The 25831-nt window shown below is 68.2% G+C and carries 22 protein-coding genes; 11 read left to right on the top strand and 11 right to left on the bottom strand.

The features are described 5' to 3' along the window. Positions 1 to 12: 12 nt before the first annotated feature. Positions 13 to 621, bottom strand: coding sequence for a DUF5666 domain-containing protein (locus tag ACLBW1_RS11420; RefSeq protein WP_447811936.1), 609 nt, complete (start codon positions 619 to 621; stop codon positions 13 to 15). A gap of 167 nt (positions 622 to 788) precedes the next feature. Here ACLBW1_RS11420 and ACLBW1_RS11425 point away from each other — a divergent pair, with 167 nt between their 5' ends. Continuing rightward, positions 789 to 2678 carry an ABC transporter ATP-binding protein gene (locus ACLBW1_RS11425; RefSeq protein WP_447812168.1) on the top strand — a complete coding sequence of 630 codons (1890 nt, stop codon included), beginning with the start codon at positions 789 to 791 and terminating at the stop codon, positions 2676 to 2678. Positions 2679 to 2967: 289 nt separating this feature from the next. Here ACLBW1_RS11425 and ACLBW1_RS11430 read toward each other — a convergent pair whose 3' ends face one another. Next, a complete protein-coding gene (locus tag ACLBW1_RS11430) occupies positions 2968 to 4677 on the bottom strand; it encodes a TIGR03767 family metallophosphoesterase (protein WP_447811937.1) in 1710 nt (569 codons plus the stop codon). A 224-nt stretch (positions 4678 to 4901) separates the two neighbouring features. Between ACLBW1_RS11430 and ACLBW1_RS11435 the strand changes: the two genes are divergently transcribed. Further along, on the top strand, positions 4902 to 5654 hold the full coding sequence (locus ACLBW1_RS11435; RefSeq protein ID WP_447811938.1) for a DUF2127 domain-containing protein: 753 nt from the start codon (positions 4902 to 4904) through the stop codon (positions 5652 to 5654). 188 nt (positions 5655 to 5842) lie between these two features. Here the strand turns inward: ACLBW1_RS11435 and ACLBW1_RS11440 are convergent, their stop codons facing one another. Both ACLBW1_RS11440 and ACLBW1_RS11445 read right to left on the bottom strand, forming a co-directional pair. After that, a complete protein-coding gene (locus ACLBW1_RS11440) occupies positions 5843 to 6181 on the bottom strand; it encodes a hypothetical protein (protein WP_447811939.1) in 339 nt (112 codons plus the stop codon). A gap of 36 nt (positions 6182 to 6217) precedes the next feature. Next, complete coding sequence (locus ACLBW1_RS11445) at positions 6218 to 7402, bottom strand: acyl-CoA dehydrogenase family protein (RefSeq protein WP_447811940.1); 1185 nt, start codon at positions 7400 to 7402, stop codon at positions 6218 to 6220. 50 nt (positions 7403 to 7452) lie between these two features. Here ACLBW1_RS11445 and ACLBW1_RS11450 point away from each other — a divergent pair, with 50 nt between their 5' ends. Then, entirely contained in the window at positions 7453 to 7635 is a 183-nt protein-coding gene (locus tag ACLBW1_RS11450) for a DUF2256 domain-containing protein (RefSeq protein WP_447811941.1), read from the top strand. A 67-nt stretch (positions 7636 to 7702) separates the two neighbouring features. Here the strand turns inward: ACLBW1_RS11450 and ACLBW1_RS11455 are convergent, their stop codons facing one another. Further along, a complete protein-coding gene (locus tag ACLBW1_RS11455) occupies positions 7703 to 8686 on the bottom strand; it encodes an alpha/beta hydrolase (RefSeq protein ID WP_447811942.1) in 984 nt (327 codons plus the stop codon). 295 nt (positions 8687 to 8981) lie between these two features. Here ACLBW1_RS11455 and ACLBW1_RS11460 point away from each other — a divergent pair, with 295 nt between their 5' ends. Next, positions 8982 to 12869, top strand: a complete 3888-nt coding sequence (locus ACLBW1_RS11460) for a Pls/PosA family non-ribosomal peptide synthetase (RefSeq protein ID WP_447811943.1) — start codon at positions 8982 to 8984, stop codon at positions 12867 to 12869. An 82-nt stretch (positions 12870 to 12951) separates the two neighbouring features. Here the strand turns inward: ACLBW1_RS11460 and ACLBW1_RS11465 are convergent, their stop codons facing one another. Both ACLBW1_RS11465 and ACLBW1_RS11470 read right to left on the bottom strand, forming a co-directional pair. Then, a complete protein-coding gene (locus ACLBW1_RS11465; RefSeq protein ID WP_447811944.1) occupies positions 12952 to 14418 on the bottom strand; it encodes a DUF222 domain-containing protein in 1467 nt (488 codons plus the stop codon). Between the two features lie 141 nt (positions 14419 to 14559). Then, complete coding sequence (locus tag ACLBW1_RS11470; protein WP_447811945.1) at positions 14560 to 14979, bottom strand: DoxX family protein; 420 nt, start codon at positions 14977 to 14979, stop codon at positions 14560 to 14562. Positions 14980 to 15114: 135 nt separating this feature from the next. Between ACLBW1_RS11470 and ACLBW1_RS11475 the strand changes: the two genes are divergently transcribed. Continuing rightward, positions 15115 to 16485 (top strand): M1 family metallopeptidase, encoded by a 1371-nt coding sequence (locus ACLBW1_RS11475; protein WP_447811946.1) that lies wholly within the window; start codon positions 15115 to 15117, stop codon positions 16483 to 16485. Position 16486: 1 nt separating this feature from the next. On the opposite strand, the gene ACLBW1_RS11480 is transcribed toward ACLBW1_RS11475, so the two are convergent. Further along, positions 16487 to 17002 (bottom strand): DUF5709 domain-containing protein, encoded by a 516-nt coding sequence (locus ACLBW1_RS11480; protein ID WP_447811947.1) that lies wholly within the window; start codon positions 17000 to 17002, stop codon positions 16487 to 16489. Positions 17003 to 17070: 68 nt separating this feature from the next. Between ACLBW1_RS11480 and ACLBW1_RS11485 the strand changes: the two genes are divergently transcribed. Beyond that, the gene (locus ACLBW1_RS11485) at positions 17071 to 17496 is read left to right on the top strand and encodes a PPOX class F420-dependent oxidoreductase (protein WP_447811948.1); all 426 of its coding nucleotides are present in this window, start codon (positions 17071 to 17073) and stop codon (positions 17494 to 17496) included. Between the two features lie 37 nt (positions 17497 to 17533). Here ACLBW1_RS11485 and ACLBW1_RS11490 read toward each other — a convergent pair whose 3' ends face one another. Together ACLBW1_RS11490 and rfbA are read right to left on the bottom strand one after the other, a co-directional pair. Next, positions 17534 to 18160, bottom strand: coding sequence for a dTDP-4-dehydrorhamnose 3,5-epimerase family protein (locus tag ACLBW1_RS11490; RefSeq protein ID WP_447811949.1), 627 nt, complete (start codon positions 18158 to 18160; stop codon positions 17534 to 17536). A gap of 1 nt (position 18161) precedes the next feature. Beyond that, positions 18162 to 19031, bottom strand: a complete 870-nt coding sequence (gene rfbA, locus ACLBW1_RS11495; RefSeq protein WP_447811950.1) for a glucose-1-phosphate thymidylyltransferase RfbA — start codon at positions 19029 to 19031, stop codon at positions 18162 to 18164. Positions 19032 to 19124: 93 nt separating this feature from the next. Here rfbA and rfbB point away from each other — a divergent pair, with 93 nt between their 5' ends. Then, positions 19125 to 20129 carry a dTDP-glucose 4,6-dehydratase gene (gene rfbB, locus ACLBW1_RS11500; protein ID WP_447811951.1) on the top strand — a complete coding sequence of 335 codons (1005 nt, stop codon included), beginning with the start codon at positions 19125 to 19127 and terminating at the stop codon, positions 20127 to 20129. Here rfbB and ACLBW1_RS11505 read toward each other — a convergent pair. Then, complete coding sequence (locus ACLBW1_RS11505; protein ID WP_447811952.1) at positions 20126 to 20758, bottom strand: TetR/AcrR family transcriptional regulator; 633 nt, start codon at positions 20756 to 20758, stop codon at positions 20126 to 20128. The genes rfbB and ACLBW1_RS11505 overlap by 4 nt on opposite strands. 91 nt (positions 20759 to 20849) lie before the next feature. On the opposite strand from ACLBW1_RS11505, the gene ACLBW1_RS11510 reads away from it, so the two are divergent. From ACLBW1_RS11510 to ACLBW1_RS11525, 4 genes are all read left to right on the top strand, one after another. Beyond that, positions 20850 to 22403 (top strand): MFS transporter, encoded by a 1554-nt coding sequence (locus ACLBW1_RS11510; RefSeq protein WP_447811953.1) that lies wholly within the window; start codon positions 20850 to 20852, stop codon positions 22401 to 22403. Between the two features lie 64 nt (positions 22404 to 22467). Continuing rightward, positions 22468 to 24312 carry a hypothetical protein gene (locus ACLBW1_RS11515; RefSeq protein WP_447811954.1) on the top strand — a complete coding sequence of 615 codons (1845 nt, stop codon included), beginning with the start codon at positions 22468 to 22470 and terminating at the stop codon, positions 24310 to 24312. After that, a complete protein-coding gene (locus tag ACLBW1_RS11520) occupies positions 24309 to 24503 on the top strand; it encodes a hypothetical protein (protein WP_447811955.1) in 195 nt (64 codons plus the stop codon). Before ACLBW1_RS11515 ends, ACLBW1_RS11520 begins: the two co-directional genes overlap by 4 nt. Then, positions 24500 to 25831, top strand: a complete 1332-nt coding sequence (locus ACLBW1_RS11525) for a hypothetical protein (protein WP_447811956.1) — start codon at positions 24500 to 24502, stop codon at positions 25829 to 25831. Before ACLBW1_RS11520 ends, ACLBW1_RS11525 begins: the two co-directional genes overlap by 4 nt.

Raw genomic sequence — 25831 nt, forward strand, 5'->3', positions numbered from 1 at the left:
TCGCTGCCCAGGTCAGCTCGGTTGGGTGGTCGCGCCCGGGGCGACCGACGCGCTCGGCGGGGTGGACGAGGCCGCAGGGACGGTCCTCTTGGCGACACGGATGGCGTCGATGGTGCCCGAGACGTCCTTGCCGACGACGGCGACACGATCGCCCACGCGGAAGTCGGCCTCCTGCGCCGGGGCCTTCTTCGTACCGAATGTCGTCTTCTCGCCGATGGCCACGGTGAGCGTGCGGCCGTTGCGCACCGACAGCGTCCACGACGTCCCGTTGATCGCGGTGATGGTCCCCGCCACCGCTGCGCGCACGTGCCGCTTGGCCGGTGCGGCCTCGTTCTGCCGCCCCTCGCCGTTCGCCGCCTGTCGCGAATAGGCCGCATCGGCGCGTGGGGTGTCGTCGTCACCGGTGGCCGCCCACCCGATGCTGCCGCCGATGATCCCGCCGATCAGCAGGCCTGCGACGCCGGCGACGATGGCGGTCCGCCGAGTCCCGGAGAACCAGGACGTGCGTTGCGGAGGCTGCTGCGCCGGCGGCACGGGCGGGAACGCGGGCGGCGCGGGTGCGTCGAACTTCTCGGTCGGCGGCTGCTGTTCCGGCTGATCCGGGTTGTGGGGCTGCGTCATGACACCCACGCTACGAACGTTCGGTACCCCGGAGCTGAAGACGTTCTGAAGGTCGGCGGGCGAAGCCGTCTCGCGCGGTCACGGCCGGGCGCATTCCTCTGAGCGCGAACGAGAAGGCCTTCCGTTGACCTGAACATTGGTTGATGTCTTACGCTCGGAAGATGTCCATGGAATCCGTCGCGTACAACTCGCTGTACCGCACGATGTCGCGGTCGGAGAAGAAGTCGCGGCTTCCCAAAGAGGAGCGACGCCGCACGATGCGGCGGATCGGCCGGTTCGCCCGCCCCCATCGCACCCGCATCGCCGTCTTCCTCGTGTTCAGCATCGTGACCGCGGTCCTGACCGTCGCCACCCCCCTGCTCGCCGGGCGGGTCGTCAACCAGATCACCGGGAACGGTTCGACCTCGGTCATCGTGTGGTTGTCGGTGCTCATCGCGGTGATCGCGCTCGTCGAGGCCGGTGTCGGACTGCTCGTCCGGTGGTTGTCGGCCACGATCGGCGAAGGGCTGATCCTCGATCTGCGGCGCACGGTGTTCGACCACGTGCAGACGATGCCGATCGCGTTCTTCATGCGCACTCGCACCGGCGCGCTGGTCAGCCGCCTCAACAATGACGTGATCGGTGCGCAACGCGCGTTCAGCGACACTCTGTCGGGCGTGGTCTCGAACCTGGTGACGCTGATCCTCACCATGACGGTCATGCTGTTCATCTCCTGGCAGATCACGCTGCTCGCGTTGGTGTTGTTGCCGCTCTTCGTGATCCCCGCCCGTCGCATGGGCGCGAGGATGGCGTCGCTGTCGCGGGAGGCCGCGGAGTACAACGCGATGATGTCGACGCAGATGACCGAACGTTTCTCCGCTCCCGGTGCGACGCTGGTGAAGCTCTTCGGTCGACCCGACGAGGAGTCGCGCGAATTCGCTGTGCGCGCTGCGAATGTGCGCGGTATCGGCGTGCGCCGCGCGGTACTGCAGGCCGTGTTCGTCACCATGCTGACGCTGGTGTCGGCGCTGGCGCTGGCGCTGGTGTACGGAGTCGGCGGGTACCTCGCCGTCCACGGCCACCTCAACGCCGGATCGGTGGTCTCGCTGGCGCTGCTGCTCACGCGGATGTACGCGCCTCTGACCGCTCTCGCGAACGCCCGCGTGGAGATCATGAGCGCGCTGGTGAGTTTCGAGCGAGTCTTCGAGGTCACCGACCTCGTGCCGCTGATCGCCGACAAACCCGACGCGCGCGAGCTACCGCGCGGACCGGTGTCGATGCGTTTCGACGGGGTGCGGTTCGCGTACCCCTCGGCCGACAAGGTGTCGCTGGCGTCACTGGAAGAGGTTGCGCAGCTGGACAACCGCGGTGGCGTGGAGGTCATCCACGACGTGTCGTTCGAGGTGCCGGCCGGGTCGATGGTCGCCCTCGTCGGTAGTTCGGGTGCCGGGAAATCGACGATCGCCCAGCTGGCGACCCGGCTCTACGACGTCGACGAGGGTTCGATCACGGTCAACGACATCGACGTCCGTGACGTCACGTCGGCGTCGCTGCACCGGTCGGTCGGGCTGGTGACGCAGGACGGCCACCTGTTCCACGACTCGGTGCGATCCAACCTGATGCTCGCCGCTCCCGAGGCGACCGAGGACGACATCTGGGCCGCGCTGCGGCGCGCGCGGCTCGAGGACCTGGTGCGGTCGTTGCCCGATCAGCTCGACACCGTCGTCGGAGAACGCGGCTACCGGCTCTCCGGTGGCGAACGTCAGCGGCTCACCATCGCGCGGTTGCTGCTGGCCGAACCGGCCGTGGTGATCCTCGACGAGGCCACCGCGCACCTCGATTCGACGTCGGAAGCCGCAGTGCAGGAGGCGCTCTCGGAGGCGCTGGTCGATCGGACGTCGATCGTGATCGCCCACCGTTTGTCGACGGTGCGCGCCGCGCAGCAGATCCTCGTGCTGGAGGACGGTCGCGTCATCGAACGCGGCACCCATCTCACGCTGTTGGCCTCAGGTGGTCGCTACTCCGAGCTCTACCGCACCCAATTCGCCGATCAGCAACCCGCCGACGTCACGGTCTGAGTTCACGCTCCGCCTCTCCAGTCGCGCTCCGCTTGCAAGCGGAGCGCGGCTACGAAAGCGGAGCGCGGCTACGAAAGCGGAGCGCGAACGCCGCCGAGGAACGACATCACCCAGCACGGTGCGCGGTTGGGCTGCCGCAACCGTGAGCGTGGTGGCCGGTTCCTTCATCTCCGTAACTCTATGGCGCCCTCGCATGCCCCGCCGTGTGCTGAGATGTCGCGCTGAGCGGGTCGGCATCGCGGTATCGGGCCCGCCTGGTCGCTGAGTGCGCAATCTCAGCAGGCGACGCTCAGACCGGCTTGGGGAGCAGGAGTTCGACGTTGTGGTCGACGGAGGTGCCGAGGCGCTTGGCCTCGTAACCGGTGTCGTTGTAGGAGAATTCGCGATACATCGACCCCAGACCGGCCACCGAGTGATCGGCGTAGTCGACCGAATACGGCGCCGCCGACTCGATGAGGGTGCAGAACAGCGAGAGGGTGCCGTCTGCGTTGTCGCACACCTCGATCACGCGTGCGTTCTGGGGGAAGTCGATGTGCGAGGCGGTGTTGATCTCCCAGAAGCTCTGCGCCGGTGTCGGTCCACGGTGCGGGGTGATCTTGTTCTCGTGGGTGTGACCGTTGACCCAGGCGATCACGTTCGGGAACCGGTGGAAGAAGTCGATCAGCTGCGGCCCCGTGGCGCGACGCTCGAGAGGCCGCTCCGGATCGGGCAGCGGCAGTTCCATGGTGTCGCTCGTGTGGTGACTGAACGCGACGAACAGGGTGGTGCGGTCGCGAGTGAACAGTCGCTGCATCCAGTCGAGTTGGCCCTGCCCTATCGAGCCGTCGGTGAACCCAGCGTGATTGGTGGTGTCCATCGAGACGCCGACCACGCCGGGAGCGATCTCGAACGAGTAGTAGGTGATGCCGGATTCAGCTGCGTCACGGGCGAATCCGTGTCCGACCGGTCCCGGTCCGGTGTAGCGGTCCTTGAAGTGTTCGGCGATGTACTGACGCGGCGTGAACGGACGCCGACGCGGGTCCGGGGTGATGGTGCGGATGGGGCCACTGGACGCCTGCGCGGCCAACATCCGTCCGGCGTCGGCCGGCCGGTTGGTGTACGCCCCGGCGATCGCGTCGACCTGGTTCTGGTGCAGCGGCAGATCGGGTTTGATGTTCCCGGTGTAGAGGTTGTCGAGAATGCCGATGCCACTGGGGATCACGCCGGACACGCTGTCGTCGTGATTGCCGAACACGCTGAACCAGCGGGTGTCGAGGCCGGGGCTGGTGACGGGCTTGATGCTCGACGAGAGGAGCCCGGGGATCTGCGGGAACCCCTTCTGCTTGTAGATGTCGTTCACCGCCGACTCGGGCTGCCAGTACAGCGTCGACCCCCACACCTGGACGCCTTCGTAGCGGTCGAGGTCACCGGTGGACTGCTGCAGCGTCCCCCCGCTGAACAACGTGAGGAACCAGCCCAGTTCGACGAACTCGTGGTTGTCGGTGTTGTCGCCGGTCGACACGACGCAGTCGAACTTCCGGCCGCTGAACGGCGCCGACGCCAGATCGTTGATCCGCTTCACCAGGTTGATGGTCGCCGCGGCGCCGAGCTTCTCGTGCGGTCGGAACGCCGACCCGTTCTGCAGGTGGATGAACTCGGCGCGTACCGGGCTCTCGGCGTCGACGATGTGGACGTCGGTGGTCTGCACGATCGACGCGAGCCCCGTGCGTCGAGCGTCGCGCCCCGCCTTGGGAGCGGCGAGTTCTCCGCGCACGACCAGCGGCCACGCCGGTCCCGCGACCAGCCTGCGGTACGACTTCGGTCCGGTCGCGGCCGGTGTGGCGACGGTGTCGAGCGTGGTGCCCGCGATCGACACCGCACGGGATCCCGCGGCGGGATCGGCGTAGGCGACCGGGGGGTTCTTGCTGCTCACCGCCCCGACAGCGGCAACCGCGCCGAGCGCACCTGCACCTTTGAACAGGGTGCGGCGGCTGATGTCGTGGCGGTCGAAGCCGGTCATGGTGGTCTCCTCGACCCGGGCAGACGAGCGGTCTGCGTCGACGGCACACCGACAGGGGTGCCGGCTCGAATCTTGCCTCACGCGCGCGCGGGTGCCCAGTGAAACGCCCGCCGAATTCTCGCGCCGTTGTCGTGAAACGGACAAAGATCGCGCCGACGGCTCGTCGGGGTCCTCAGCGCTTACTGTGTGGACACACTTCGGGCTCGGGAGAGGCGGCGGCATCGATGGACTGGTCACTGCGTGCGTGCAGCCGACACGGGCACGCCACGTATGAGCCCACCGACCACCCCGGGCTGCGGTCGCGGCTGACCACCACGACCGCGGTCGGGGATGCCTGGCGATGCCTGCGCTGCGGTGACTTCGCCGTCGGCGAGCCGAGCGGGCGCGGCCCTGCCGACGAGGCACCCGATATCGCCGGCGGGAAAGCCGCGCGTGACCGGGTGGTGCTGCGGTTCCTCGCGATCGAGCGGCTGCTGCGCGCGATCGTTCTGCTGATCGCGGCGGGCGCGGTCATCCGGTTCCGCGACAGCCGCGATCAGGCACGCAACGCCTTCGACACCGAACTGCCGCTGCTCCGTCCACTCGCCAACCAACTCGGCTGGAACATCGACGATTCGAAGGTGGTGCGGCTCGTCGAGAAGAGCTTCTCCCTGAGCTCCACCACGCTCGTGTGGATCGGGGTCGCCATCGCGATCTACGGGATCTCACAGCTCATCGAGGCGGCCGGACTGTGGCTGATGAAGCGGTGGGGAGAGTACTTCGCCGTGGTCGCGACCAGCGTGTTCCTGCCCGTCGAGATCTACGAGCTCACCGAGAAGGTCACGGTCCTGCGCATCGCTCTGCTCGCGGTCAACGTGGCCGCGGTGGTGTGGTTGGTGTGGAGCAAACGCCTGTTCGGCGCGAACGGCGGGGCGAAGGCGTACGAAGAGGAACACCACGCGAACAGCCTGCTGTCGGTGGAGCGCGCTGCCGCCTGAGTTCCACCCGCGGGTCAGGCGGCGTCGATGACCATGTCCGGAGGCCAGGTGCGTTCGGAGTGGCACGCTCGACAACACTGTGTGGCACGGTCGGCGCACGGAGCGCACTGCCTCGAACGCGTCATGGTTGCGGTCTGACATCAACTGCGAGTCCTGGCGTTTGATGTCAGTGAACAGCGCTGAGGGAGCTACGTCTCGATGCGCGCCTGGGCCACGAGTTCCACGGCCTTGGCCAGGGGTAGCCCTTTGTCGGCGCGACGGAGGGTGCGGATCTGCGCCATCTCGCCGTGCACCGGCTCGATCAGTGTCCGGACCTCTTCGACGGTCCAGTCGCGGGGCGCCGGGGTGGGCTTGAGCTGGACGAACAGCACGCCGAGGTTCGCGGCGATCACGATGATGCCGATCGCGACCCAGCCCCAGCGTTCGTCGGCGAACCATCCGACCATGAGGTAGCCGACGCAGCCGATCAGCAGGATTGATCCGAGCACGGTCAGGCTCTTGGAGAACGTACGCATGCCCTGTTCCATGCGCGACAGCCTAACGAACCGACATGTCCGACTCGGTCAGCGGAAGGCGTCGTACCCGGTCAGTGCCTTGCCCACGGTGAGCTGGTGCATCTCGCTGGTGCCCTCGTAGGTGAGCACCGACTCGAGGTTGTTGATGTGTCGGATCACCGGGTACTCGAGGGTGATGCCGTTGGCGCCGAGGATGGTTCGGCATTCGCGCGCGATCTTGATCGACTCGCGGACGTTGTTCAGTTTGCCGACGCTGATCTGCTCGGGCCGGATCTCGCCGCGGTCCTTGCGACGCCCGAGGTGGACGGCGAGGAGCTGTCCCTTGCCGAGTTCGAGCGCCATGTCGGCGAGCTTGGCCTGGGTGAGCTGATAACTCGACAGCGGCTTGTCGAACACGTCGCGGTCGGCGGCGTACGAGAGCGCGGTCTCGAGGCAGTCGCGGGCGGCACCGAGCGCGCCGAACACGATCCCGAACCGCGCCTCGTTGAGACAGCTCAGCGGCCCCTTGAGTCCCTGCACGCCGGGCAGCATCGCCGACGCCGGCAGTCTGACGTCCTCGAGCACCAGCTCGGAGGTGACCGACGCGCGCAGCGACATCTTCTTCGTGATCTCCGGGGCACTGAACCCGGGGGTGTCGGTGGGGATGACGAAGCCACGGATGCCGCGGGCACCCTCGTCGAGATCGGTGCGCGCCCACACGACGGCGACGTCGGCGACCGAACCGTTGGTGATCCACATCTTCGACCCGTTGAGCACCCAGTCGTCACCGTCGCGCTTGGCGTTGGTGCGCATGCCGCCTGGGTTCGAGCCGTAGTCGGCCTCGGTCAGTCCGAAGCAGCCGATGGCCTCGCCCGCGGCCATCTTCGGCAGCCACTCGTCCTTCTGGTCGTCGCTGCCGAACGCGTGCATCGCGAACATGGCCAGCGACCCCTGGACGGAGACGAAGCTGCGCAACCCCGAATCGACGGCCTCGAGTTCCTGGCACGCCAGTCCGTAGGTGGTCGCCGACAGGCCGGCGCAGCCGTACCCGGTGAGATGCATCCCGAACAGCCCGAGCTCGCCGAGCTGGCCCGCGAGCTCGCGCACCGGCAGCTTCGCGTCCTCGAACCAGCCGGCCACGTGCGGGCGCAACTTCTCCTCGCCGAAGCGGCGCACGGTGTCGCGGATCTCGCGTTCGTCGGCGTCGAGCAGATCGTCGAGCGAGATGAGTTCGGTGACGGATTGAGCAGTCATGGTTTCCAGGCTAGCCCCGCGCCCGACGGCGCAGCGGCAACAATGGGGTGATGGGCAGGCAGCGCGGCGACTCGGTGGACTGGCGGGAGAGCAAGACCTGCGAGGTGTGCGGGCGACCGTTCGACAACCGCAAGCGTTGGGCCGCGCGCGGACAGTGGGACGACGTCCGATACTGCTCGGCGAAGTGCCGGGCCCAGGCCCGCCGCGATCGGCGAGCCCCAGACCCGAATTGACAGACCCGAGCTGACAGACCCGAGCGGACGGACCAGAGCTGATAGACCCCGAGCGGACGGACTGGGCCTAACCGGCCTGGCCGTGCATCTTCTCGGCCGTGGAGTCGCCCTGCTTGGCGCTCGCCAACGCCTCGCGGACGAAGTCTCCGGCCAACGCGATCGCCTCGAGCGCCTCGCGGTGCTTGCCCGAGATGGCGGGGAATGCGTGCACCTGCCACGAGAAGCTGTGGGCGACGGCCGTCGCGCCCGCGGCGTCGAGCGACTCGACGAGTTCGATGATGTCGGGTTCGAGCATCTCGTCTTGCGCGCACGTGATGAGCAGCGGCGGGATCGACCGGGGTGACAGTGCACCGATGCGGCGGACACCGTCGAGCGCGATCGGCCCCTCGTCGAACATGGGGGTCAGCTCGGCCATCTTCGACATCGGCAGGTAGGCGTCGCTGCGGCTGCTGCGGTCGGGGTTGTTCGCGAGGTCGAGGTCGAGCAGCGGTGAGAACCCGACGTACGCCGTGGGCATCGCGAGTCCGTCGCGGTGGGCGTATTCACCGATCTTGGCGGCCAGGAACCCGCCCGCGGAGTCACCCGCGACGACCACATGGCGATAGCCGCGCTCGAGGAGCAGCTCGCGGTAGGCGTAGTAGGCGTCGTGCACCGACGTCCCCACACCCGCCTCGGGCAGCTGGCGGTAGGCGAGCGAGAAGACCGGTAGGCCGGTCACCCGGGCCATCCGTCCGGCGACCACGCGATGCGTCGCGAGACCACAGGTGATGAAGGCGCCACCGTGCAGGTAGAGCAGGGCGGTGTCGCTGTCGCGGCGGCTGGGCCCGGCGGGGACCGACATCTCCACCGGCCGACCGGCCAGTTCCAGCTCTTCGCTCACGACACCGCGTGGCTTCGGACCGCGCGATGCCGCGCGATCGATCAGGTAGAGCAGACGCATCCCCGACGGCGTCAGCGGCCACAGACTCAGGATCGGCTTGAGGATCAGGCGTGAACCGACCCAGATCGGTCTCGATCCGCGACTGGGGCGGTTGTGGACGATCACCGGCATGAGGGCCTCCTCCGGTGGGCGGTGTCGACGACCGCGGATCCGAACACTGTTTGTCGGAACGCGACCTGTCGAACGGGACGCAAACGCTCGATGAACGAACGGTGACGCCGGATTGGCTGGCGTTTATCTCTGTATCCGAACGTAACACCTACCGCGTCTGACCGTCCTCGGACCGCGGCCATCCCACCGCCGACATCGCCGCCGTCATGGTCGACCTCACCGCATCCTCACCGCCCGGGGCTGACACACTGTCATCGCCCGAACAGGGCCGCGAGCTCAGCTGGAAAGGACGTCGGTGACCCATCCGATCCCGCCGCAGTACCTGTTGTCGGCGCAGGCCGGCGACGCACGAACGCTGATCGACATCCTCACCGAGACCGCCCGCCGGCACCCCGACGCTCCCGCAATCGACGACGGCGAGGTGTCGCTGGGGTACGCCGAACTGCTCGAGGCGGTCGACGACGGTGCCCGGTGGATGGCCCAGCAGAACATCGGGCGCGGCGACCGGGTCGGCATCCGGATGCCGTCGGGATTCCGCGAGCTCTATCTGGCGATCCTGTCGACGATGGCGGCCGGAGCGGCGTACGTACCGGTCGACGTCGACGACCCCGACGAACGCGCGCATCTCGTGTTCGGTGAAGCCCAGGTCGCCGCGGTCATCGACAAATCGGGACTGCACCGCACGGCGTCGGTGCGCAACCGCGACACCGTCGAGACCCCCGCGTCGGCGGCGTCGATGGCTCCCACACCCGACGACGACGCGTGGATCATCTTCACCTCGGGCTCCACCGGCACCCCGAAGGGTGTCGCGGTCACCCACCGCAACGCCGCGGCGTTCGTCGACGCCGAGGCCGACATGTTCCTCGTCGACGAACCGATCGGTCCGGGCGATCGCGTGCTCGCGGGACTCTCGGTCGCGTTCGACGCCTCGTGCGAGGAGATGTGGCTCGCGTGGCGCCACGGCGGCTGCCTCGTCCCCGCGCCGCGGGCCCTGGTGCGCAGCGGCATGGACCTCGGGCCCTGGCTGGTCGCGCGCGACATCACCGTGGTCTCCACCGTCCCGACGTTGGCCGCGCTGTGGCCCGCCGAGGCCCTCGAGGCGGTGCGACTGCTCATCTTCGGCGGCGAGGCGTGCCCGCCGGAACTCGGTGAGCGCCTTGCGGTCCCAGGCCGCGAGGTGTGGAACACCTACGGCCCCACCGAGGCCACCGTCGTCGCATGTGCCGCACCGCTGACCGGTCAGGGGCCGGTGCGCATCGGACTGCCCCTGCGGGGATGGGATCTCGCGGTCGTCGACTCCTCGGGCAACCCGGTCGCCGAGGGCGAGACCGGCGAACTCGTGATCGGCGGGGTCGGACTCGCGCGGTACCTCGATCCGGCCAAGGACGCCGAGAAGTACTCGGCCATGCCCACACTCGGGTGGGACCGCGCCTACCGCAGCGGCGATCTGGTGCGCCTCGAGGCGGAGGGACTGGTGTTCGCCGGCCGCGCCGACGACCAGGTGAAGGTCGGCGGACGACGCATCGAACTCGGCGAGATCGACAACGCACTGCAGAACCTGCCGGGTGTGGGCGGAGCCGCCGCCGCGGTCCGCAAGACCGCCGCAGGCAACTCGGTGCTCGTCGGCTACCTCGCCTCGACCGATCCCGCGTTCGATCTGCACCGCGCGCACGACATCCTCGCCGAACAACTCCCCGCGGCGATGGTCCCCCGGCTCGCACTCGTCGACGAGTTGCCCACCCGGACCTCGGGCAAGGTCGATCGCGACGCACTGCCCTGGCCGCTGCCCGGTGCGACCGGTGACGCCGACCGCGCCGACCTCGGGCCGACGGCTGCCTGGGTCGCCGACTTGTGGACGGCGGTGCTCGGCGTGGCGATCGCCGACGAGAAGGCCGATTTCTTCAGCGAAGGCGGCAGTTCTCTCGCCGCCGCGCAGCTGGTGACCGCGCTGCGCGAGCGCTACCCCGAGGTGACCGTCGCCGACCTCTACGACCACCCGCGGCTCGGATCGCTCGCCTCGATGCTCGACGACCTCAACCCCGGCATCGTCGCCGAACCCCGCGAGGTGCGCCCGACACCGCGCATCACCGGCATCGCACAGATGCTGCTGTCGATCCCGCTGACCACCCTCACCGGTCTGCAGTGGGCGACGTGGCTCGGGGTGGCCAACAACGTCGCCGCCGCGTTCACCGATGTGCCGTGGTTGATCTCGGTGAACTGGTGGGTGCTGATCGCCGCGTTCGTCGTGTTCATCACCCCGTTGGGTCGCATGGTGATCGCCGCCGCGGGGTGTCGACTGCTGCTCGCCGGGGTGGCGCCGGGGACCTACCCGCGCGGCGGGTCGGTGCACCTGCGGCTGTGGATCGCCGAGCGCCTCACCGAGGCCAGCGGCGCATCGAACCTGGCCGGCGCACCGTGGATGATCTACTTCGCCCGCGCGCTGGGCGCCGACATCGCCTCCGGTGTCGATCTGCACTCGCTGCCCCCGGTGACCGGCATGATCTCGCTCGGCGAGGGCTCCTCGGTGGAACCCGAGGTCGATCTCGCCGGCTGGTGGATCGACGGCGACGTGGTCCACATCGGCGACATCGAGATCGCCGAACGCGCCACCGTCGGCAGCCGTTCGACCCTGCTGCCCGGGACGCGCATCGGCCGCGACGCCGTCGTCGCCCCCGGATCGGCCGTGCTGGGCAAGGTGAAGGCCCGTCAGCACTGGGCCGGTTCACCCGCGGTGAAGACGGGCAAGGCCACCACCCCGTGGCCGGCGGAACGACCGCCGCGCGCGAGCTGGTGGGTGCCGGTGTACGGCGTCAGCTCGATCCTGCTGGCGGGTATCCCGCTGCTCGCCCTGGCCGCGGGTCTCGCGGTGATCGGCACGTGGGCCGCGCGCGCCGACCGTCTGCGCGACGTGGCGCTGCGGTCGTTGGCGTTGCTGCCCGCTGCGACCGTGGTGAGCCTGCTGGTGTTCGCGGCGATCACCGCGGTCGGGGTGCGGTTGCTGTCGATCGGGATGACGGTCGGTTACCACCCGGTGCGGTCGCGGGTCGGCTGGCAGGTGTGGGCTACCGAGCGACTGATGGATTCGGCGCGCACCTACCTCTTCCCGCTGTATGCGAGCCTGCTGACGCCGGCGTGGTTCCGGCTGCTGGGCGCCGACATCGGCACAGGCACCGAGATCAGCACCGCCCTGGTGATCCCGAAGTTCACCTCGGTCGGCGACGGCGCGTTCCTCGCCGACGACACCATGGTCGCGAGCTACGAACTCGGCGGCGGCTGGATGCACATCGACGAGGCGAAGATCGGCAAGCGCGCCTTCCTCGGCAACTCGGGTATGACCGGTCCGGGCCGCAAGGTCCCGAAGAACAGCCTGGTCGCCGTGCTCTCGGCGACGCCCGACAAGGCGAAGTCGGGGTCGAGCTGGCTGGGCAGCCCGCCGGTGCGTCTGCGGCGCGCGGTCGCCCAGACCGACACCAGCCGCACCTTCGACCCGCCGCGGAAGCTCAAGATCGCGCGCGCGGTCGTCGAGACGATGCGGTTGATCCCGGTGATGATCTCCTTCGGTCTCGGGCTGTTCGTGCTCATCGGCCTGCAGTACATCGCCTCGCAGTCGAACTTCTGGCTCGCCGGCTTGGTCAGCGGATTGATGTTGCTGGTCGCCGGGGCCGCGGCGTGCTGTATCGCGGCCGCGGCGAAGTGGCTGGTGGTAGGCCGCATCGCCGTCGGCGAACACCCGTTGTGGAGTTCGTTCGTGTGGCGCAACGAGCTGTCGGACGCCTTCGTCGAAACCGTTGCGGCGCCGTGGTTCGCCAACGCCGCCACCGGCACCCCGATCCTCAACGTGTGGCTGCGACTGCTGGGCGCGAAGATCGGTCGCGGCGTGTGGTGCGAGACCTACTGGCTCCCCGAGGCCGACCTGGTGACCCTGGGTGACGGCGCCACCATCGCGCGCGGCTGCGTGGTGCAGACACACCTGTTCCACGACCGTGTGATGGCGATGGACCGCGTCACCCTCGGCAACGGCGCCACGCTCGGACCGCACTGTGTCGCACTCCCCGCCGCCGGTCTCGGTGACGCGGCGACCGTCGGGCCTGCGTCACTGGTGATGCGCGGCGACGTGGTCCCCGACTTCACCCGCTGGCAGGGCAACCCCATCGCGCCCTGGTCGGAGACCAGCAGGAGTTGATCTGGTCGGAGACCAGCAGGAGTTGATCTGGTCGGAGACCAGCAGGAGTTGATCTGGTCGGAGACCAGCAGGGTTTTGTCCCCTAGTTCGTCCACGGATCAGGTGATCGCGGCCTGGTGGATATTCGTTCCCACGCCTGGGCCAGGAGTTCGTCGGGGTGGTGGAGGTGGTTGATTCTCGGTTGTCGGTCCGGGTCGATGGCTGCCGGCGGAATCCATCCGCATCTCCCCCGATAGGGGCCGTGCTGCACGATCACCGTCTGCCACCGCTCGGGGCCGTCCCCGACCATCGCATGATGTTCCGGGCACGCCTGTACGAGCTGGTCGATGTCGGTCAGACCACCCTTCGCCCAGTCCGTTCCGTGATGCGACTGCGTCCACGACGGCGGAACCGAGCAACCCGGGTGTGTGCAGCCGCGGTCGCGCAGACTCTCGGCGATCCGCTGCGCCGCCGACGCCAACCGATGCGTCCGGCCGAGGTACAACGGGACCTCTTGCGGGTCGAGAACCGCGATCAATGCCGACTTCTTCTTCGCCAACTCCACTGCATCGGCAACCGGGATGTCACCACCCGACATCGTCGTCGCGACCCCGACCAACTTCTCCAACTCGGTGAGAGTCATCGTCGCCACCACCTGGGCGGGTGACCCCCTGTGAGAGCCGAGAGTCCCCGATTCGATGAACCACCCGAGCATCGCCGAGAACGCGTCATGACGACGCTGCGGGGCCGACCGGGTGTCACGTTCCGCGGCCGCGTCGGCCTGATCCCGGTCGGTGCCGGGGTCGCTGTACGAGCCGGCCGGCGACTCGGGGTCATCGGGATTGTTCATGCCGGGGGTGGCCCAGGTGTCGAGCAGGACATCGAGCATCGCGCGCGTCTTCGGGTCGAGTTCCGCGGACAGTTTCGACATCAACTGCGCGTCCTGCCTCCCCAGCGACAACCCCCGACGCTTGTTTCGATCCCGGTCGTCGGTCAACGTTCCGTCCGGATCGACCCGGGCGAGCAGACGGTCACCCACTCGCGACAGGTCCAGCGGAGTCAACTGCTTCGCCGACTCCACCAACGTCGCCTCGGCGAGTTCACGCGTCTGTTCGTCGACCGCAGCCGGGATCTTGTCCAGCACCGACAACACCGTGTCGGCGTGGTGATCGGAGATCGCACCGTCACCCATCGCATCCGCGATCTCTGGATGGGTGGGCTCACACACCGCGCCGGTCAACCCTGTCAACGGTGTGATCGCCGCCGCCACCCGCAGCCGACGAGCCGCCTCACCCCGGGAGATGTGCAACTCCTGCGACAGCATGTCGCCGGCGAGCATGTAACCCCACCCCACATGCGAACCCCGCGAGGCGATCTCGCTCACCACGGAATGCGACGCCACGCCGAGACGCCGCTGCACGCGCTCGAGCCGATGCATCACCGACCGCAGATCAGCGTCACTCAGGAGTGACAACGCAGTGTCATCGAGCCCGTCGAGAACGGTCTCGAAGGCGCCCACGGCATCGAGCGGGTCCAACGCCGCAGCGCGCGCAACAGTGTCGACCGACATCGCGCGCCCCCTCCCCGCCATCCCCCCCGGACGACCTCCACCATCATAGAACATATGTACGACAACCGCCGCTAGGAGCTGCTGGGGTCGTGGTACTGCGCGATGACGTTCGCCAGGCGTCGGCGACGACGTGCGAGCCCGTCAGGTGGTGGCGCGGCCCCGACGGCTCATGAGATAGCCGTCGACACCGGTCTTGCCGGTGTTGACCAGGCCGACCGCGATGAGCGCCGCGATGAGGGCGAGCGGGAACTCGTATCCGCCGTCGGAGTTCCAGAAACCGTTGTCGACGTGGGCGACGAAGATCGCGCCGATCATGTCGATGATGAGCAGGATCGACACCAGCGGCACGAGGACCCCGAGGATCAGGAGGATGCCGCCGACGAACTCGACCCAGGTCGCATAGTGCGCACTGAACTCCGGGAACGGCGCATCCATAGCCGCGAATCCCTTTTGGGTGGCGTCGATTCCGTTGGTGTGCAGCTTCTGCCAGCCGTGCATGATGAAGATGATCCCCAGGATCACCCTCGCGATCAGCGATGTGAGACTTCTCGATGCGCCCATGACCGTTCCTCCTGATGTCCGATTCGCCTGCTCTGAGGGCGAACGCTACCGGAGCGAGCCCCACCGGTCGGCGGGTAACCTCATTTCACGATCGTGGGCGCCGTGCCACGACACACATGTGCGAGTGGAGGTTTGGTGCCGGTCAGCAGTTCATCGGGTACGGGTTCATCGAGTGGCGGCCCTCTCCTGGGTGACCCGACCGACGGCATCGACCCGTACCTGCCCAAGAACGGCAACCTCGGTTATCGGGTCAGCCGGTACGACCTCGAGCTCGAGTACAAGGTGGCCAGCAACCGCCTGACCGGCGTCGCGACCATCACCGCGACCGCCATCAACCATCTCGGACGCTTCACGCTCGACCTCGCCACGTCGCTGTCGGTGGCGCGGGTGTCGGTGAACGGCAAGCGGGCCTCGCGCTACAGCCAACGGTCCAACAAGCTGTCGATCACCCCCGCGACTCCCCCGCCGCCGGGCGCCTCGATGACCGTGGTCATCAAGTACGCGGGTTCGCCGAAGCCCATCCGCGGGCCGTGGGGCGAGGTCGGGTTCGAGGAACTGACCGAGGGTGCGTTGTGCGCCAACCAGCCCAACGGCGCGGCGTCGTGGTTCCCGTGCGACGACCACCCCTCGTCGAAGGCGTCGTACCGGATCGCGATCACCACCGAGTCGCCGTATCACGCGATCGCGAACGGGACCCTGCAGCGCAAACGCACCAAGGCCGCGATGACGACGTGGGTGTACGAGCAGGTGGAGCCGATGGCGACCTACCTCGCGACCATCTCCATCGGGCCCTATGTGCGGACGACGCTCGCGACGAAGCCGGTGAAGATCCACGCGGTGCTGCCCGAGCGGCTTCGCGCGGGCTTCGATGCCGATTTCGCGCGCCAGGAACAGATGATGACGGCGTTCTGCGACATGTTCGGCCCGTATCCGTTCCCCGAGTACACCGTGGTCGTCACCGACGACAACCTCGAGATCCCGATCGAGGCGCAGGGGATGTCGACGTTCGGCGCGAACCACTGCGACGGCAACGGCGGGTCGGAGCGACTGGTCGCCCACGAGCTCGCCCACCAGTGGTTCGGCAACTCGCTGACCCTGGCGCGGTGGCAGGACATCTGGCTGCACGAGGGTTTCGCCTGCTACAGCGAGTGGCTGTGGGCCGAGTACGCCGGCGACGACACCGCCGACAACCTGGCCCGCCGACACCACCGGCAGTTGGCGACCTCGCGCAAGGACATCGTGATCGGCGATCCGGGGCCCGAGAAGATGTTCGACGACCGCGTCTACAAGCGCGGCGCACTCACGCTGCACGCACTGCGCACCACGATCGGCGACAAGGCCTTCTTCGAACTGCTCAAGGAATGGACCCGCGAACACCGCTACAGCTCGGTGAGCACCGACGACTTCACGGCACTCGCCGCGCGTCACAGCGCCGCGTCGCTCACGCCGCTGTGGCAGAAGTGGTTGCGCCAGAAGGCGCTACCGGCGTTTCCCGAGTCGCGCTAGATCAGGGGATCTGACCGTCGGGAACGGTGTGCACGGCGGCTTCCTCGGCCGATGCCCCGGCTCCGTCGATGCCGGCGTCGGAGGCGACCTCCTGATGCGTGATGTGGGGGTTGACGCCTTCGTCGGGCGAGATCAACCGGCCGGAACGCTCGTCGCCGACCTCACCGGTGATCGTTGCGTCGTCACCGAACTCGTCGACCTCGTCGATGTCCTCGGACAGGTCCTCGTCGTTCGCGGGCACGCGCGGGGCGACGTCGTCGTGGAACGCGACCTCGGTCGTCGGGTCGGGCACCTCCTCCGCGAGATGCTGGTCGAGTGACTCGCCCTCGCGCTGCTCCTCGGCGGTGATGCCGTATCGCGTTGCGGGGCTCGGCTTCTCCGGCGGCGAGTACCCCTCGTCGAGGGGATCGTCGAGTCCTCGGACGTCGAGGCCGTCCTCGGCGCCGGGCTGATCCTCGGAGTCGTAGCTGTATTCGTTGCCTTCGCCCTCGGCGATGCTCTCGATGTCGTCACTCATCACCCCACACTAGCGACGTCGCCTCACAAGGGGTTGTCGCCGGGACCCGTGGCCGTCATAGTCCACACATGGCCACGCGATCTGCACTCATCGATCTCATCCGTGTACACGATCAGGGCGTGCTCGCGACGATCCGTCGCGACGGCCGACCGCAGCTGTCGACGGTCAACTACGCGTTCGATCCGGGGACGTCGGTCCTACGGGTGTCGATCACCGACGGCCGCGCGAAGACTGCGAACCTGCGGCGCGATCCGCGGGCCGCGCTGCACGTGAGCAGCCCCGACGGCTGGTCGTACGCCGTGGCCGACGGCCCGGTCGAACTCAGCGCGGTCGCGGCGGCACCCGAGGACGACGCGGTCGAGGAACTGATCGCGCTGTACCGCTCCATCGGCGGCGAGCATCCCGACTGGGACGACTACCGGCGCGCCATGGTCGCCGACGGCCGGCTCGTGCTGCGGTTACACGCCGAGAACGTCTACGGCCAGGCGGGGTGACACTCTGAACCCGACACCGAACGTCGTGAACCCGGGGTCAGGCGTCGCGGGCGGCGAGACCGCGCAGGTAGCTCTCGACATCGTCGAGGCGTGGCAGCGCGCCGTCGGCGCGGGCCTGCGCCAGCGTCGGAGCGGCGGTGTCCTTGTCCGAGAGCGAGTACTCCAGCGGAGCACCGTCGCGGCCCACAGCGGGCCAGTCGATCCCGACGTCGGCGTCGAGCGGATGGATGCCATGCTCACCGCCCGGGTTGTAGCCGGTCGAGCAGAAATACGAGACCGTCGAGTCGTCCTCGAGCGAGCAGAACGCGTGCCCGAGCCCCTCCGACAGATAGATCGCGCGACGGTCGACGTCGTCGAGCACGACACTGTCCCACTGCCCGAAGGTCGGCGACCCCTCGCGGATGTCGACCACGACATCGAGGATCGCGCCGCGCGGACACGTCACGTACTTCCCTTGTCCGGGTGGGGTGTCGGCGTAGTGGATGCCGCGCAGCACCCCGGCCGCCGACACCGAGATGTTGACCTGCGCGAGGGTGAAATCGTGCCCGATCAGCTCGGCGAGAACCGGCGCCTTGAACGCCTCGAGGAACACCCCGCGCGGGTCACCGTGCTGGACCGGTGTCAGTTCCCACGACCCGGCGATCGTCAGTGGTCGCACACGCATGTCAGCTCCCCTGTTCCAGGATCGTCAGCAGGTAGGCGCCGTACCCCGACTTCATCAGGGTCTCGGCGCGGCGGCGCAGTCCGTCTTCGTCGATGAAGCCGCGGCGCCACGCGATCTCCTCGGGCACGGCGATCTTCAGACCCTGCCGTTGTTCGACCGTTCGTACGAAATTCCCGGCGTCCTGCAGCGAGTCGAAGGTACCGGTGTCGAGCCAGGCGGTACCGCGGGGCAGCACGTGCACCGACAGCTTCTCGCGCTGCAGATACGTCGCGTTGACGTCGGTGATCTCGAGCTCGCCCCGCGCACTGGGCTGAAGCGACCGCGCGATCTCGATCACGTCGTTGTCGTAGAAGTACAGCCCCGGCACCGCGTAGTTCGACCGCGGCTTCTCCGGCTTCTCCTGCAGTGCAATCGCTTTGCCGTCGGAATCGAAATCGACCACGCCGTAGGCGCTGGGCTCGGCCACCCAGTAGGCGAAGATCGACCCGCCGTCGACGTCGGTGTAGGCCATCAGCTTGTCGCCGAGGCCGGGCCCGTAGAAGATGTTGTCGCCGAGAACCAGTGCGACGGAATCGTTCCCGATGTGCTCGGCCCCGAGCACGAATGCCTGCGCCAGGCCGTCGGGGGACGGCTGCACGGCGTAGGTGATCGAGATACCGAACTGCGAACCGTCACCGAGCAGATGCGAAAACGACGCCGCATCACCGGGAGTGGTGATCACCAGGATGTCGCGGATGCCGGCGAGCATCAACGTCGACAACGGGTAGTAGATCATCGGTTTGTCGTAGACCGGCACCAGCTGTTTGCTGACGCCGAGGGTGATCGGATGGAGTCGTGAACCGGTGCCACCGGCCAGGATGATTCCCCGCATGGCGCCACACTATTGCACCGCGCGCACACGCGTGAGTCACGCGACCGCGCTACGGGGCCGGTAGTCTTCGCCCTCGAGGGAAGGAACCACCTGATGCGTGTTCTGGTCACCGGCGGGGCGGGTTTCATCGGCGCGAACTTCGTGTTGCGCACCGTGGAACAACGTCCCGACGTCGAGATCACCGTGCTCGACAAGCTCACCTACGCCGCGAACCCGGCGACCCTGTCGTCGGTCGCCGACCGCATCACACTGGTGCAGGGTGACGTCGCCGACGCCGCCGTGGTCGACCCGCTCGTCGCCGCGACCGACCTGGTGGTGCACTTCGCCGCCGAGTCGCACAACGACAACTCGCTGGCCGATCCGTCGGCCTTCGTGCACACCAACCTCATCGGTACGTACACGCTTCTCGAGTCGGTCCGCCGTCATGGCACCCGCTATCACCACATCAGCACCGACGAGGTCTACGGCGATCTCGAACTCGACGACCCCGCCCGGTTCACCGAGTCGACGCCCTACAACCCCTCGAGCCCGTACAGCTCCACGAAGGCCGGCAGCGATCTGCTGGTCCGCGCGTGGGTGCGGTCGTTCGGGATCCACGCGACGCTGTCGAACTGCTCGAACAACTACGGGCCCTATCAGCACATCGAGAAGTTCATCCCGCGGCAGATCACCAACGTGCTGAGCGGCTTGCGACCCAAGCTGTACGGCGCGGGGACGAACGTGCGCGACTGGATCCACGTCGACGACCACAACGACGCCGTGTGGACCATCGTCGAGCGCGGCACGGTCGGCGAGACCTACCTGATCGGCGCCGACGGAGAGACCGACAACAAGACGGTCGTCGAGTCGATCCTGGCGATCCTGGGTGAACCCGCCGACGCCTACGACCACGTGACCGACCGACCCGGACACGACATGCGCTACGCCATCGACTCCACGCGGTTGCGTACCGAACTCGGCTGGACACCCCGATATGTCGACTTCACCGCCGGCCTCACCGCGACCATCGAGTGGTACCGCGACAACGCCGACTGGTGGCGTCCGTACAAAGACGGCGTCGAGAGCGGGTACGCGAAGACCGAGAAGGTGGTCGGTTAGATCGATCCGGTCGCCCGGGCCGGTGCGCCGAGCATGGCCACGACGGCGTCGATCACGTCGGTCATCGACGCGATGCCCTTCGCGTGGCCGAACAGTTTGGGCTGCGCCGAGCGCAGGAACGCCGCGCTGACCATCAGATAGGCCGCGGTGTCGGTGTCGACGTCGTCGGCGATGAAGCCGGCGTCCTTCAGCGCGCCGAAGTACTCGCCCACCGCGGCGACACCGCGATGGGGCCCGAAGTCGTTGGCCGCCACCACCGCGCCCACCTCGTCGCGCAGGCCGGCGTCGCCATGGGCGGCGACCAGCAACTCGAGACCGTCGTCGAGGAACGTGTGCACCGCCGCGACGTACTGCTCGAGCACCGCACGGACATCTTCGAGATCACCGACCGCGGTGGGATCCATGTCGTTCTTGAACGCGAACAGCGGGCGCAACGCCTCGTTGAAGACGGCGGTGAGCAGACCATGTCGGTCGCGGAAGTGATAGAAGATCGAACCCTCGGAAACACCTGCGCGCGAGGCGACCTCGCGTGTGGTCAGGCGTGCGACCCCGCGCTCGCGCAGCACCTCGAGCGCTGAGGCCAACACCTCGTCGCGCCCGATCGCCGGTGGTCTGCCGCGTCGCGCCATGCGGGCCACACTACCCAACGGAAGTCAATTGTTGAGTGTCCACTCAGAATGTGTCACCATTTTCTGAGTCCGCACTCAACCTGGAGGATCCATGGCCCGCAAGTGGCTCACCCTGACCGCCGTCTGCACCGGCGTGTTCATGCTCCTGCTCGACGTCACCATCGTGAACGTCGCACTTCCCGACATCCAGAAAGACCTCGACTCCAACCTGTCCGACCTGCAGTGGGTCGTCGACGCCTACGCGCTGTCGCTCGCCGCGCTCCTGCTGACCTCGGGCACCATCGCCGACATCGTCGGCCGACGCCTGGTGTTCGCCACCGGCATCGTGGTGTTCACCGTCGGATCGCTCGCCTGCGGTCTCGCGCCGAACATCCTCACGCTCATCATCGCCCGCCTCGCCCAGGGCGTCGGCGGCGCGATCATGTTCGCCACCGCCCTGGCCCTGCTGGCCCAGGCGTTCGCCCCACGTGAACGCGGTGTCGCCTTCGGCGTCTTCGGCGCGGTCACCGGCGTCTCGGTCGCGGTCGGGCCGGTCCTCGGCGGCGTCCTCACCACCGGACTGTCGTGGCACTGGATCTTCTTCGTCAACATCCCCGTCGGCATCGTCGCGCTGGTCATCACGATGGTCGGGGTCGACGAGTCGAAGGCCCCCGGCACCCACAAGATCGACTGGCTGGGCTGCGTGACCTTCAGCGCCGCACTGGCTTTCCTGGTGTTCGGACTCATCCGAAGCCATGCCGACGGGTGGAGCTCGCTGCAGGTCTCCGGTTCCCTCATCGCCGCCGCCGTGCTGTTGATCGCGTTCGCCGTCGTCGAGCGCACCGTCGCCGAGCCGATGGTCTACGCCGCGCTGTTCCGGGTCCCCACCTTCACCGGCGGGCTCATCGCCGCGTGGGCCATCTCGGCCTCGATGTTCTCGCTGCTGACCTACATCGTCATCTACCTGCAGGGCACCATGGGGTACTCCGCGTTGCAGGCGGGTCTGTACTTCCTGCCGTTCTCCGGACTCGTCTTCGTCTCGGCCGCCATCGCCGGTCGACTCTCCGACAAGGTGCCCGCACGCTGGCTCATCACGCCCGGCTTCATCCTGGTCGGCGTCGGCCTGCTGCTGATGCGCGGCACCGACCCCACCGGTGGTTGGACGCAGTTCATCCCGGGCTTCATCGTCGCCGGCATCGGCACGGGCCTGATCAATGTGCCGCTGGCGTCCACCGCCGTCGGCGTCGTCGAACAGTCGCGCGCCGGCATGGCCTCGGGCATGAACTCCACGTTCCGCCAGATCGGCATCGCCACCGGCGTCGCCCTGCTGGGCAGCCTGCTGGCCTCGCGACTGAGCGACAACGTGCAGTCGGCGCTGGCCGGTACGCCGCTCGCCGACAAGGGCCGCGAGATCGGTGACGCCGTCGCCAACGGAGCCGCGGCACAGGTCATCGATTCCGTCCCAGCGCCGTTGCGCGAGCTGGTCGCCGAGCGTGCGGGGCGCGGATACGCCGACGCGCTCGACCTCATCCTGCTGATCGCGGCATGTATCGCCGGGATCGCGGCGCTGAGCGCAGCGTTCCTCATCCGATCGAAGGACTTCCACGCCGCGCGCGTCGAGGCAGGTCGCGACGTTCAGGAGGACCTGGCGCCCGCCGACCGGTGAGGCCGGTTCACCCGGTTTGCGCGATGTCGTGACATGACAACGGTGGTTGTTCAATACTGACACCATGACAACAGCGGTTGATGTGGTTCGCGCGGCGGCGGGCTCCGAGGGCGGTGGCGCGGCGCTCGACCAGGTGTTCGGGATGAGTGTGGCCGCCGCCGTGGTCTCGGTGGCACTCCTGTGGACCGGGTGGCGTCACCGCACCCACAAGATCACCTGGCTGACCTCGCTCGGCGAGTGGGCCGGCCGGCGCCTGAACCGTCCGCCGTGGGCCGCGCTACCGGTGTTCCTGTTCGTGTCGACCATCATCTGCGCGCTGTTCGGCTTCCTCTGGGACGTCAGCCTGCACGTCGGCAAGGGGCGCGACGCGGGACCGCTGGCGAACCCGGCGCACTACTTCATCCTGGTGGGCCTGTTCCTGCTGTTCATCGCAGGCATGCTCTCGATCTTCCTGCCCTACGACAAGCCCGGTCGCGCCGCGGTCCGCATCACCCGCACCTGGCATGCGCCGGTCGGCGGAATCCTGCTGGCGGGCTCCGGTCTGTACGCGCTGATCGGGTTCCCCCTCGACGACATCTGGCACCGCATCTTCGGCCAGGACGTCACCCTGTGGGGCCCGACGCACCTCATGCTGATCGGCGGCGCCGGGATGTCGCTGATCGGCGTCCTGCTCCTCGAGCGCGAGGGGCGGGCGGCGATGGGTGACGACGCCCCGACCGACGGGCGCGGCATGTGGCTGGTGCGGTGCCTCGCGTTCGGCGGTCTGCTGATCGGCCTGTCGGTGTTCCAGATCGAATACGACTTCGGCATCGAGCAGTTCCGACTCGTGTTGCAGCCCATGATGATCGCCGGAGCGGCTGCGTTCGCGTTGATCGCCGCCCGCATCACGCTCGGTCGCGGTGCCGCCATCATCGCCGCGGTGTTCGCCGCCGTCATCCGGGGCGTCGTCGCCCTCGTCGTCGGTCCCGGTCTCGGCGCGCCGATCAACGTCTTCGCGCTGTACCTCGGCCCGGCCGTGGTGATCGAACTCCTCGCGCTGACTCCGCTCATCCGTCGACCGGTGTGGTTCGGCGTCGTCGGCGGGCTCGGGATCGCCACCGCGGGACTGTATCTCGAGTCGCTGTGGATCGATGCGGTGTACCACTACCCGTGGCCGGTCGGCATGTGGGCCGAGGCCCTCGCGATGGCGATCCCCGTGGCCGTCGGGATGGGCCTGTGCGGGGCACTGCTCGGCATCATCCTCACCGGCGAACGGCTGCCGCGGCCGAAGTGGGCCACCGTCGCCGTCGCGATCACCGTGCTGGTGATCGGCGGTGCGGTCGCGAACGGACTGCGGACGACGGTGCCCGAGAACGCCAGCGCGACCATCACCCTGAGTCCGGCGGCGAGTGTCGACGGTGAGACCCGCGCGACCGCCGTCGTCGCGATCACGCCAAAGGATCTCGTCAGCGACGACCCCGAGTGGGTGACGCTTCTCGCCTGGCAGGGCGGTCTCGACAAATCCCGTGGCCTCATCATCGACCCCCTGGAGAAGATCGGCCCCGGGCTGTACCGCTCGACGAAGTCGGTGCCGACCTCGGGTTCGTGGAAGACATTGCTGCGCGTGCAGGACGGCACCACCATGACCGCGGTGCCGATCTACCTTCCTGCCGACCCGGGCATCGGCGCTCAGCAGGTGCCGGCCGAGCCGCGGATGACCCGCGACTTCGTCCGCGAGATCACGATCCTGCAGCGCGAGCGCACGTTCGACTACCCGAGCTGGCTGTACGGTGCGGCGTCGCTGGTCGTCGGCGTCTGCTCGCTGCTGCTGATCACGGCCATGGCGTGGGGCGCGGCCCGGATCAACCGGAACGACGCCACGCCTGTGCGCACGGCCACCGAGCGACCGAAGGTGGGGCCGCGTCCGTGACGACCACGACGACGCTGGCGTCGCATTCGCTCCTGTTGGCGCTGCCCGCGTTCGTCCCGGCCGTCCTGCTGGTCGGCGTGATCGTGTTCGTCGCCGTGCGCGACCGGCGGCGTGGTGACGACGAGGACGACGATCCCGATGCTGCCGCCGGTACCGATTCCGCGGACACCGATCCGGCCGAACGGCGATGAGCCAGAGCACGATCCTGGCGCACGGTCTCGGCGCGGAGTACCTCCCGCTGCCCTACACCTACGCGCTGATCGGTGGCGCGTGGGCACTCACGGCATCGTTCGCGATCGTCGCCTTCGCCTGGAGGACGCCGCGGTTGGAGCCGCGAGCTCCCGGCGTCGCTCTGCCGACGGCGGTCACACGGCTGGTCGACTCGCGCGGGGTGCGCTGGGTCGCCGCCGGCGCCGCACTCCTGTTCACCGTGTGGGTGCTGCTCGCGGCGGTCGCGGGCAGCGACGATCCCGAGGTCAACCCGCTACCCGGGGTGTTCTACGTACTGCTGTGGGTCGGGCTGGTGGTCCTGTCGGTGCTGTTCGGTCCGGTGTGGCGGGTCATCTCACCGATCCGGACCGTGGCGCGCCTGCTCGCGCGGCTGCCGACCGGTTCCCCGGTTCGGCGCGCGTACCCGGAATCGTGGGGACACCGACCGGCAGCGGTCGGACTGGCCGCGTTCGTGTGGTTGGAACTTGCCTCACCAGACCCCGATTCGCTGACCGGCATCCGGATCTGGCTGCTGGTCTACGTCGTCGCCATGGCGGTCGGCGTTGCGCTCACAGGCTCGCGATGGTTCGCCCGAGCCGATCCCTTCGAGACCTACGGCCTCGTGGCGTCGCGTTTCGCACCGTTCCGTCGTGACGGGTCGGGTCGCGTCGTGCTGGGCAATCCCCTGGCGCACCTGCAGACGCTGCCCGAGCGGCCCGGGATGCTGGCGGTGATGTCGGTGCTGCTGGGGTCGACGGCGTTCGACAGCTTCTCGTCGTTCCCGTTGTGGCAGAGGACCATCGACGATGTGGGCGAGGGCAGCGCCGCTGCGTCGGCGGTGTCGACGGCAACGCTCGCCGGTTTCATCGCCGTGGTGGCGGCGACGTTCTGGGCGGCGACGCGAGCCACCGGCGGGGTCACGCCACAGCAGCGGCGTCGACTGCCGCTGCAGATGACGCACACCCTGATCCCGATCGTGATCGGCTACATCCTCGCCCACTACCTCAACTACATCGTCGAACGCAGCCAGCTGGTGTTCGCCTCGCTCGCCGATCCTCTCGATCGTGGATGGAACGTGTTGTGGCTGAGCGACATCCATCCCGAGTACGTGTTGTCGTCGCATCCGACGGTGTCGTCGACGCTCAAACTGGTGTTCGTCGTCGGTGGCCACATCGCCGCGGTGATCGCCGCACACGACGCCTCGCTACGACTGCTCCCGAGACGCCACCGACTCACCGGGCAGCTCGCCCTGATGCTGACGATGGTCGGCTACACCTTCCTCGGGCTGTACCTGCTGTTCGGCGGCTGA

It is taken from the genome of Williamsia sp. M5A3_1d (assembly GCF_053345315.1).

Coding starts and splice junctions, on each gene's coding strand:
- ACLBW1_RS11420 (WP_447811936.1), bottom strand. CDS start 621: ATGACGCAGCCCCACAACCCGGATCAGCCGGAACAGCAGCCGCCGACC.
- ACLBW1_RS11425 (WP_447812168.1), top strand. CDS start 789: ATGGAATCCGTCGCGTACAACTCGCTGTACCGCACGATGTCGCGGTCG.
- ACLBW1_RS11430 (WP_447811937.1), bottom strand. CDS start 4,677: ATGACCGGCTTCGACCGCCACGACATCAGCCGCCGCACCCTGTTCAAA.
- ACLBW1_RS11435 (WP_447811938.1), top strand. CDS start 4,902: ATGGACTGGTCACTGCGTGCGTGCAGCCGACACGGGCACGCCACGTAT.
- ACLBW1_RS11440 (WP_447811939.1), bottom strand. CDS start 6,181: ATGGAACAGGGCATGCGTACGTTCTCCAAGAGCCTGACCGTGCTCGGA.
- ACLBW1_RS11445 (WP_447811940.1), bottom strand. CDS start 7,402: ATGACTGCTCAATCCGTCACCGAACTCATCTCGCTCGACGATCTGCTC.
- ACLBW1_RS11450 (WP_447811941.1), top strand. CDS start 7,453: ATGGGCAGGCAGCGCGGCGACTCGGTGGACTGGCGGGAGAGCAAGACC.
- ACLBW1_RS11455 (WP_447811942.1), bottom strand. CDS start 8,686: ATGCCGGTGATCGTCCACAACCGCCCCAGTCGCGGATCGAGACCGATC.
- ACLBW1_RS11465 (WP_447811944.1), bottom strand. CDS start 14,418: ATGTCGGTCGACACTGTTGCGCGCGCTGCGGCGTTGGACCCGCTCGAT.
- ACLBW1_RS11470 (WP_447811945.1), bottom strand. CDS start 14,979: ATGGGCGCATCGAGAAGTCTCACATCGCTGATCGCGAGGGTGATCCTG.
- ACLBW1_RS11480 (WP_447811947.1), bottom strand. CDS start 17,002: ATGAGTGACGACATCGAGAGCATCGCCGAGGGCGAAGGCAACGAATAC.
- ACLBW1_RS11485 (WP_447811948.1), top strand. CDS start 17,071: ATGGCCACGCGATCTGCACTCATCGATCTCATCCGTGTACACGATCAG.
- ACLBW1_RS11490 (WP_447811949.1), bottom strand. CDS start 18,160: ATGCGTGTGCGACCACTGACGATCGCCGGGTCGTGGGAACTGACACCG.
- rfbA (WP_447811950.1), bottom strand. CDS start 19,031: ATGCGGGGAATCATCCTGGCCGGTGGCACCGGTTCACGACTCCATCCG.
- rfbB (WP_447811951.1), top strand. CDS start 19,125: ATGCGTGTTCTGGTCACCGGCGGGGCGGGTTTCATCGGCGCGAACTTC.
- ACLBW1_RS11505 (WP_447811952.1), bottom strand. CDS start 20,758: ATGGCGCGACGCGGCAGACCACCGGCGATCGGGCGCGACGAGGTGTTG.
- ACLBW1_RS11510 (WP_447811953.1), top strand. CDS start 20,850: ATGGCCCGCAAGTGGCTCACCCTGACCGCCGTCTGCACCGGCGTGTTC.
- ACLBW1_RS11515 (WP_447811954.1), top strand. CDS start 22,468: ATGACAACAGCGGTTGATGTGGTTCGCGCGGCGGCGGGCTCCGAGGGC.
- ACLBW1_RS11525 (WP_447811956.1), top strand. CDS start 24,500: ATGAGCCAGAGCACGATCCTGGCGCACGGTCTCGGCGCGGAGTACCTC.